Here is an 8,215-nt window from a genome sequence, read left to right as displayed (position 1 = left end):
CTGGCTGGCACCGCACCAGGTGACCGGCATCCCGGTGGCCGACGAGTTCGTCGACTACCTGGAGGACATCACCGCCCAGCTGCGCGGGCAGGGCATCCGTGCCGCGGTCGACACCTCCGACGACCGGATGCAGAAGAAGATCCGCAACCACACCACCGGCAAGGTCCCGTTCATGCTGCTGGCCGGCGGACGCGACGTCGAGGCCGGTGCGGTGAGCTTCCGGTTCCTCGACGGCACCCAGGTCAACGGCGTGCCGAAGGACGATGCGGTGCGCATCATCACCGACTGGGTGCGTAGCCGGCGCAATGAGCAGCCGAGTGGAGACAACATTGGCGAGCTCAGCTGACGACCTGTCGCCGGACGGCCTGCAGAGGTTGTGGGCGCCGTACCGCTCGGCCTACATCGGTGAGAAGAGCGGGTCCGGCGAGACCGGTGGGGACACCGGCGCCGACCCGGACGACCCGTTCCTGACGATCCCCGACAAGTCCGACGAGGACGGTCTGATCGTCGCCAGGGGAGCGGAGGTCTTCTGCATCCTGAACCTGTACCCGTACAATCCGGGGCACATGATGGTCCTGCCGTACCGTAGGGTCGCCTCGTACGAGGACCTCACGGACTCCGAGACCGCGGAGTTCGCCGAGTTCACGAAGAAGGCGATCCGGGTGCTGCGGGCGGTCTCCGGGCCGGACGCGCTGAACGTGGGCATGAACCTCGGCCGGGCGTCCGGCGGGTCGGTGCCTGGTCACCTGCACCAGCACATCGTTCCGCGCTGGCAGGGTGACACGAGTTTCATGACCGTGTTGTCCGGCTCGAAGGTGCTGATCCAGGTGCTGGGGGAGACCCGGGAGCTGCTGGCCTCGGCGTGGCAACAGCTCGACTGACACGGAACTGAGAGAATATCGGCGGAGATGAAGTCTGCAAGCACGGCAAGGAGACCTGAAACATGTTGAGCGTTCGTGGACGCCGGCCGGCGGCGGTGGTCATTGAACCGATCGCCCGACGGCTGGTGAACTGGGGAGTGACCCCCAACACCGTGACGATCACCTCGACCACGGTCGCCGTCGTGCTGTCGGTGGCGTTGATCCCCACCGGGCACCACTTCCTCGCCGGCATCCTGCTCGGGATCACGGTGGCCACCGACATGATCGACGGCACCATGGCCCGGATGCTCGGTGGTGGCACCAGGTTCGGTGCCACGCTGGACGCGACCTGCGACCGGATCACCGACGGTGTCCTGTTCGGCGCGATCGCGTGGTGGATGGCCTTCCAGCACGACCACGAGCCCTACAAGGGGCTGTTCGCCGCGGCGCTGGTGATCATGATCGCCAGCCAGGTGACGTCCTACGTCAAGGCCCGTGCGGAGGCCTCGCAGATCAAGGTCGACGGTGGGCTCATCGAGCGCCCGGAGCGCCTGATCATCGGCCTGGTGTCGCTGGGGCTGTCCGGCCTCGGGGTGCCCTACATCCTGGGAGCGGGCCTGATCCTGCTGGCGGTGGGGTCGGTGTACACCGTCTTCGAGCGCCTGGTGATCGTGTCCCGCTCCGACGCGGCGTCCGAGCGCATCGCCCCGCCGACCGGGGCGAAGAGCTATGAAGACACGGCGGACGCAGAGGAAAGCAGGTCACATGAGTGAGGACGCGTCGTTCGCCGAGCGGCTCAGCGCGCTCGGCTACCAGGCCGGATGGGCGCTGACGCGACGGTTGCCGCAGGGACTGGCGGACCGTCTGTTCACCGTCATCGCCGACAGGGTGTCCGGTAACGGGCGGGGTCCGGAGCAGTTGCGGGCGAACCTCGGCCGGGTCGTGGGCGACGAGAACGTGACCCGCGAGCTGGTGCGCGACTCCATGCGGTCCTACATGCGCTACTGGCGCGAGGCCTTCCAGCTTCCCAGCATGGCGGGCCCGGAGTTGGCCGCACGCGTGGCCGCGGGCTTCGACCCGGCGGACGTGGAACGTCTCGACGCGGCACTGGCCCGGGGCAAGGGCGCGGTGCTGAGTCTGCCGCACTCCGGCAACTGGGACATGGCGGGGGTGTGGCTCGTCGACCACTTCGGCCAGTTCGCCACCGTCGCCGAGCGGTTGAAGCCGGAGAGCCTGTTCGAGGCCTTCGTGGAGTTCCGTGAGTCCCTCGGGTTCGAGGTGCTGGCGCTCTCCGGTGGTGAGGCCCCGCCGTTCGGCCGGTTGCGCGAGGTCGTGCGCGCCGGCGGCGTGGTGTGCCTGCTCGGCGAGCGTGATCTCTCGGGCAAGGGGGTCGAGGTGGACTTCCTCGGCGAGCGCACCTCCATGCCGGCCGGCGCGGCGCGGCTGGCGCAAGAGACCGGTGCGGCGATGATGGTCTTCCACACGTCCTTCACCCCCGACGGCTGGGAGTCCAGTTTCAGCGAGGAACTCGACACCAGCGGCACGCTGGACGAGATCGTCCAGCAGCAGGCGGACGTCTACGCCCGCAACATCACCGCGCACCCGGCGGACTGGCACATGCTGCAGCCCCTGTGGTTCTCCGACCTGTCGGACGCCCGGCGCCGACGCCTCGGCATCACCGGTGATGCCGGTGATGCCGGGGGAGACGGCGCGCGATGAAGATCGGCATGGTGTGCCCCTACTCCTTCGACGAGCCGGGAGGGGTCCAGATCCACGCCGTCGACCTGTGCACCGAGCTCATCCGTCGGGGCCACGAGGTCAGCCTGATCGGGCCGGGCGGGGAGGACGCCGAGGTCCCCGACTTCGTGGAGCTCGGCGGTGCCGCCATCCCGATCCCGTACAACGGGTCGGTCGCCCGGCTGGCATTCGGGCCGTCCACCTGGCGGCACCTGGGTGACTGGATCGACCGGCACGACTTCGACGTGGTGCACATCCACGAACCGAACTCACCGAGTTACTCCATGATCACCCTGGCCAAGGCCGACGGGCCGATCGTGGCGACCTACCACGCCTCGGCGAGCGAGTCCCTGGTCCTCAAGGTCTTCCTGCCGGTGCTGCGTCCCTTCCTGGAACGCATCCAGGGAGGTATCGCCGTGTCCGAGGAGGCGCGACGCTGGCAGGTCGAGATGCTGTCCGGGGATCCGGTGCTCATCCCCAACGGGGTGGACACCGCGACCTACCGGGCGGCCACACCGATGCCCGCGCTCGACCCGGACCGTCCTCGCGTGATGTTCCTCGGCCGGTTCACCGAACCGCGCAAGGGGTTCCCGTTGCTGCTCAAGGCGCTTCCGGGGATCCTGCGGGAGGTGCCGGACGTCGAGGTCGTCGTGGTCGGCGGTGGTGAGACCGAGGAACTTAGGCAGTCGCTGCGCAAGGCGCGGGTGAGTTTCGTGGAGGGCAGCGGCAACGAAGCCGGGGAGGGAGCAGGGCAGGACCGCGCCACCGTGCGCATCCTCGGCCGGCTCAGCGAGGCGGACAAGGCTGCGGCGCTGGCGGCGTCCGACGTCTACGTCGCTCCGAACACCGGCGGCGAGAGTTTCGGCATCGTGCTCGTCGAGGCCATGGCCGCGGGCGCGGCCGTGGTGGCCAGCGACATCCCCGCCTTCAGCGCGGTGACCGACCACGGTCGTGCCGGACGGTTGTTCTCCAACGGCTCGGCACGCGACCTGGCGCGCGCGGTGAAGGACCTGCTCGCCGATGACGGACGGCGCGCGCGTCTCGTCGAGCGCGGTTACGAGCGTAGCCGCGACTTCGACTGGGATCGGGTGACCACCCAGGTCGAACGGGTCTACGAGACGGTCGTCACCGACGGCAGGAAGGTGCGCAGGTCATGATCCCGGTGTGGTTGCTTGTCCTGGTCGTGGTGGTGGCGGTCCTGGCGTTGGTGGGGCTGTGGTTGTCGTTGACCGCCTCGCGGCTCAACCGGCTGCACATCCGCACCGACGCCGCACGTCTGGCGCTCGAGGGGGCGCTGCAGTCGCGCTCCGCGGTGGTCTCCGCGATCCATCCGGACCTGATGCGCAGCGCCGGACGCACCACGTCCGTGGCCCTGCGCGCCGAGGACATGGACGCCCGCTCCGACGCGGAGAACGTCCTGCTGCGGCAACTGCGCGCCGAGGACATCGCCAATCCGGCGTTCGTCGAGGCGTCGGTGAAGGTCGACCTGGCGGCACGGTTCTACAACGACGCCGTCGGCGACACGCGCGACCTGCGGGGACGCCCGGTGATCCGGGTGTTCCGGCTGGCGGGCTCCGCCCCGCTGCCCGCCTACTACGAGGCGATGTCGGTGGGTTCGGAGACGCCCTGACGGGCGTCCGCGATCTGATTCACACCCTGTGGACCGCACGGTCTGTCTTGCCCGGTAGAATGCGCCTTGATCACCATTAGGCTACCGAGATCACTCGAGAATCAGAGGTCATGATGACGCAGAACAGTGCCGACAACGTCGCAGCCAGGGGTACCGGGCGCGTGAAGCGCGGCCTCGCCGACATGCTCAAGGGGGGTGTGATCATGGACGTGGTCACCCCGGAGCAGGCGAAGATCGCCGAGGACGCCGGCGCCACCGCCGTGATGGCACTGGAGCGCGTGCCCGCCGACATCCGCGCCGAGGGCGGCGTGTCACGTATGTCGGACCCCGACATGATCGAGGGCATCGTCGAGGCCGTCACCATCCCGGTGATGGCGAAGGCCCGCATCGGCCACTTCGTCGAGGCGCAGGTGCTCGAGAGCCTCGGGGTCGACTTCATCGACGAGTCCGAGGTCCTCACCCCGGCCGACTACGCCAACCACATCGACAAGTTCGGTTTCACCGTGCCCTTCGTCTGTGGCGCGACGAACCTCGGCGAGGCGCTGCGTCGCATCAACGAGGGTGCGGCGATGATCCGTTCCAAGGGCGAGGCCGGCACCGGCGACGTCTCGAACGCGGTCACCCACATGCGCACCATCCGCGGCGAGATCAACCGGCTGACCTCGATGGCGCCCGATGAGCTCTACGTGGCGGCCAAGGAGCTGCAGGCCCCCTACGAGCTGGTGCGCGAGGTCGCCGAGAACGGCAAGCTGCCCGTGGTGATGTTCACCGCCGGCGGTATCGCCACCCCGGCGGACGCGGCGATGATGATGCAGCTCGGCGCCGAGGGCGTCTTCGTGGGTTCGGGCATCTTCAAGTCCGGCGACCCGGAGAAGCGGGCCCGCGCGATCGTGCAGGCCACGCTCAACTACGAGGACGCCGCCACGGTGGCCTCGGTCTCGCGCGGTCTCGGTGAGGCCATGGTCGGCATCAACGTCGACGAGATCCCGGAGCCCCACCGTCTGGCAGAGCGGGGCTGGTGAATGTCTGACGCCCAGTCTGCCCAGCCTGCCGACGGTCGTCGGCCGCGGATCACCGACGTCCTCGATCTCGAGCAGATCGAGCCGGGGATCTTCCGCGGCCAGGTCATCCCGTCGGCGCTCTCGCGCACCTTCGGTGGCCAGGTGGCTGCACAGTCCCTCGTCGCCGCCACACGCACGGTGGGCGCGGAGTACCGGGTGCACTCGCTGCACGGGTACTTCGTGGGGCCGGGCAACTCGGACCGTCCGACCGTGTACCTCGTCGACGAGGTGCGCAACGGCCGCTCGTTCCGGGTGCGCTCCGTGCGCGCCGTGCAGGACGGCCGGACGTTGTTCGTGATGCAGGCCAGCTTCCACGTACGCGGTGACGAGGGCCCGGAGCATTCGGACATCGTCCGCAAGGTGCCGCCGCCGGAGGAGATCCGTCCGCAGGTGGACTCCGACCGTCCGCTGGTCCGCGCCTTCGCCAAGGACTGGGAGGACTGGGACATCCGCATCGTCCCGCCGGAGATGTGGGAGAAGAGCCCCGGCGCCGCCTCCCAGCAGGTGGTGTGGTTCAAGTCGAAGGTGCCGCTGCCGGACGACGAGACCTTCCACATCTGCACCCTGGCGTACATGTCGGACATGACCCTGCTGGGTTCGGCGCTGGTCCCGCACCGCGACGAGCCGGTCCAGGAGGCGTCGTTGGACCACGCCATGTGGTTCATGCGCCCGTTCCGGGCCGACGAGTGGCTGCTCTACGACCAGTCCTCGCCGTCCGCCCACGGTGGGCGCGCGCTGACCACGGGCCGGATCTTCAACCAGCAGGGCGACCTGGTGGCGACGGTGACCAAGGAGGGTCTTACCCGGTCCCTGGCCGAGGGGAAGCAGTCCGTGCCGATCAAGACCGACCTTCAGGGGAAGTAAGTGAGCGAACGTCCACTCATCGGTGTGCTGGCCCTGCAGGGCGGGGTCGTGGAGCATGTCCGCATGCTGGAGGGCCTGGGCGCGCGCACGCGTCTGGTGCGCCGTCCGGGTCATCTGGAGGGCCTCGACGGCCTCGTGTTCCCCGGTGGGGAGTCCACCACGATGTCGAAGCTCATGGAGCTCGGCGGGATGCTGGAGCCCCTGCGTTCCCTGATCGCCGACGGACTGCCCTGCTTCGGCACGTGCGCTGGCCTGATCCTGCTGGGCAGCGAGATCCTGGACACGCGCGCGGACGCGCACTGCCTGAACGCCCTGGACGTGACGGTGCGCCGCAACGCCTTCGGACGTCAGGTCGACTCCTTCGAGACGGACCTCGACGTCGCCGGCGTCACCGGTGCCACCGGCGACCCGGTGCACGCGGTGTTCATCCGCGCGCCGTGGGTCGAGCGGGTCGGCGAGGACGTCGAGGTGCTGTCCCGCGTCGACGACGGCGGCCCGGCGCACGGTGCCGTCGTCGCGGTCCGTCAGGGCCCCGTCCTGGGGCTGTCCTTCCACCCGGAACTCACCGGCGACGACCGGCTGCACCGGTACTTCCTCACGATGGTGGGGGAGTCAGCGCAGGCGCGGAAGTCACCGCATCACGTGTGAACACGGTGCGGTGAACCGGTGTTTCGGTGTGGTGCACTATCATGGGTTCGTCAAGCACCCGACCAATGGGAGATCAGGTAGACGATGAGCGGCCACTCTAAATGGGCGACAACGAAGCACAAGAAAGCTGCGAATGACGCCAAGCGCGGCAAGGAGTTCGCGAAGCTGATCAAGAACATCGAGGTCGCTGCCCGCACCGGTGGTGGGGACCCGTCGGCGAACCCGACCCTCGACGACATGATCAAGAAGGCCAAGAAGGCTTCGGTCCCCAACGACAACATCGAGCGCGCCCGCAAGCGCGGCTCCGGCGAGGAGGCCGGCGGTGCGGACTGGGAGACCATCGTCTACGAGGGTTACGGTCCCAACGGTGTCGCGGTGCTCATCGAGTGCCTCACCGACAACCGCAACCGCGCCACCACGGACGTGCGTACCGCGATGAACAAGAACGGCGGGAACATGGCGGACGCCGGTTCGGTGTCCTACCTGTTCGAGCGCAAGGGTGTCGTGATCCTGGACAAGGCCGACCACACCGAGGACGACCTGCTCATGGCCGTGCTCGACGCGGGCGCAGACGAGGTCAACGACCTCGGCGAGAAGTTCGAGATCGTCTCCAGCCTGTCCGACCTGACCAACGTGCGCAGCGCGCTGGACGAGAACGGCATCGAGTACGACTCCGCCGACCCGGACTACCGGGCCGACGTCGAGGTCCCGTTGGACGCCGAGGGCGCGAAGAAGATCTTCCGCCTCATCGACGTCCTCGAGGAGTCCGACGACGTCCAGGACGTGTTCACGAACATGGACGTCTCCGACGAGGTCCTGGCGGAACTCGACGCCTGACGTCCCGCTACCCGCCGAAGGGCGGGCCGACGACCAGCAGGCCGCCGAAGACGAGCAGCACGACCACGGCGAGGGTTCCGGCGGACAGGTAGGGACGTCCCACCAGTACCGCGAGGATCCGGTCGCCGAGGGGTGCCCCGGGGCCGGCCTCGGTACGCCACGGGCCGTCCAGCCCACCCCGGTTGGCCACGGCCATCTCGAAGGGGACGGTGGCGAAGGGGACGACGGCGGAGAACAGGCCCAGGATGCCCTGGCCGGCACTCCAGCGGTTGTTCATCCACACGAGGACGGTCACCACGACGAAGGCCAGGAAGGCCAGTCCGTGGATCGGGCCGGCGGCGGAGACACCTGCCTCGGTCACGCCGGTGTACTTGAGGATCATCCCGAGGATCAGCAGCCCCCAGGTCACGGCCTCGATGATTGCGGTGGTCCGGTATATTTTCAGAGGAGTCATCGGCTGCTGATGCTACCCGACGCCGCGGTGCCGGTCATAAGTCACGTTGGGGGAGTTCGCGGCACGTGGCCCGCGGCTTTCGCACAGGTGTGCTATGTTCAGGTCGCGAAGGTGTGCACGGGCG

The 8,215-nt window shown here is 68.6% G+C and carries 11 protein-coding genes; 10 read left to right on the top strand and 1 reads right to left on the bottom strand.

From position 1 onward, the window contains the following. The 10 genes from ACT3TD_RS07945 to ACT3TD_RS07900 all read left to right on the top strand — a co-directional run. Nucleotides 1–346 (top strand): His/Gly/Thr/Pro-type tRNA ligase C-terminal domain-containing protein (locus ACT3TD_RS07945; protein ID WP_444637979.1); only part of this gene is annotated, 346 nt, incomplete at its 5' end. Next, nucleotides 306–881: an HIT family protein gene (locus ACT3TD_RS07940; protein WP_301442018.1), complete on the top strand. Its 576-nt coding sequence runs from the start codon at nucleotides 306–308 to the stop codon at nucleotides 879–881. The genes ACT3TD_RS07945 and ACT3TD_RS07940, both read left to right, overlap by 41 nt. A gap of 62 nt (nucleotides 882–943) precedes the next feature. Continuing rightward, nucleotides 944–1,633 carry a phosphatidylinositol phosphate synthase gene (gene pgsA, locus ACT3TD_RS07935; RefSeq protein ID WP_301442019.1) on the top strand — a complete coding sequence of 230 codons (690 nt, stop codon included), beginning with the start codon at nucleotides 944–946 and terminating at the stop codon, nucleotides 1,631–1,633. Beyond that, nucleotides 1,626–2,579 carry a phosphatidylinositol mannoside acyltransferase gene (locus ACT3TD_RS07930; protein WP_441579573.1) on the top strand — a complete coding sequence of 318 codons (954 nt, stop codon included), beginning with the start codon at nucleotides 1,626–1,628 and terminating at the stop codon, nucleotides 2,577–2,579. The genes pgsA and ACT3TD_RS07930 overlap by 8 nt, the downstream gene beginning before the upstream one ends. Continuing rightward, nucleotides 2,576–3,754 (top strand): glycosyltransferase family 4 protein, encoded by a 1,179-nt coding sequence (locus ACT3TD_RS07925; RefSeq protein WP_301442021.1) that lies wholly within the window; start codon nucleotides 2,576–2,578, stop codon nucleotides 3,752–3,754. Before ACT3TD_RS07930 ends, ACT3TD_RS07925 begins: the two co-directional genes overlap by 4 nt. After that, on the top strand, nucleotides 3,751–4,227 hold the full coding sequence (locus ACT3TD_RS07920) for a hypothetical protein (RefSeq protein ID WP_301442022.1): 477 nt from the start codon (nucleotides 3,751–3,753) through the stop codon (nucleotides 4,225–4,227). The genes ACT3TD_RS07925 and ACT3TD_RS07920 overlap by 4 nt, the downstream gene beginning before the upstream one ends. A 113-nt stretch (nucleotides 4,228–4,340) precedes the next feature. Further along, nucleotides 4,341–5,249 (top strand): pyridoxal 5'-phosphate synthase lyase subunit PdxS, encoded by a 909-nt coding sequence (gene pdxS / locus ACT3TD_RS07915; RefSeq protein ID WP_301442038.1) that lies wholly within the window; start codon nucleotides 4,341–4,343, stop codon nucleotides 5,247–5,249. Next, nucleotides 5,250–6,152: an acyl-CoA thioesterase gene (locus ACT3TD_RS07910; RefSeq protein WP_444614707.1), complete on the top strand. Its 903-nt coding sequence runs from the start codon at nucleotides 5,250–5,252 to the stop codon at nucleotides 6,150–6,152. It begins immediately after the preceding gene. Further along, complete coding sequence (pdxT, locus tag ACT3TD_RS07905; RefSeq protein ID WP_301442024.1) at nucleotides 6,153–6,800, top strand: pyridoxal 5'-phosphate synthase glutaminase subunit PdxT; 648 nt, start codon at nucleotides 6,153–6,155, stop codon at nucleotides 6,798–6,800. Nucleotides 6,801–6,884: 84 nt separating this feature from the next. Beyond that, complete coding sequence (locus ACT3TD_RS07900; protein WP_301442025.1) at nucleotides 6,885–7,637, top strand: YebC/PmpR family DNA-binding transcriptional regulator; 753 nt, start codon at nucleotides 6,885–6,887, stop codon at nucleotides 7,635–7,637. A gap of 7 nt (nucleotides 7,638–7,644) precedes the next feature. On the opposite strand, the gene ACT3TD_RS07895 is transcribed toward ACT3TD_RS07900, so the two are convergent. Beyond that, on the bottom strand, nucleotides 7,645–8,091 hold the full coding sequence (locus ACT3TD_RS07895) for a DUF3817 domain-containing protein (RefSeq protein ID WP_301442026.1): 447 nt from the start codon (nucleotides 8,089–8,091) through the stop codon (nucleotides 7,645–7,647). Nucleotides 8,092–8,215: the final 124 nt, after the last annotated feature.

Source organism: Corynebacterium sp. AOP36-E1-14, assembly GCF_052377495.1.
In the GTDB taxonomy this organism is placed as follows: Bacteria; Actinomycetota; Actinomycetes; order Mycobacteriales; family Mycobacteriaceae; genus Corynebacterium.
This window is presented reverse-complemented; position numbering and strand designations above follow the sequence as displayed.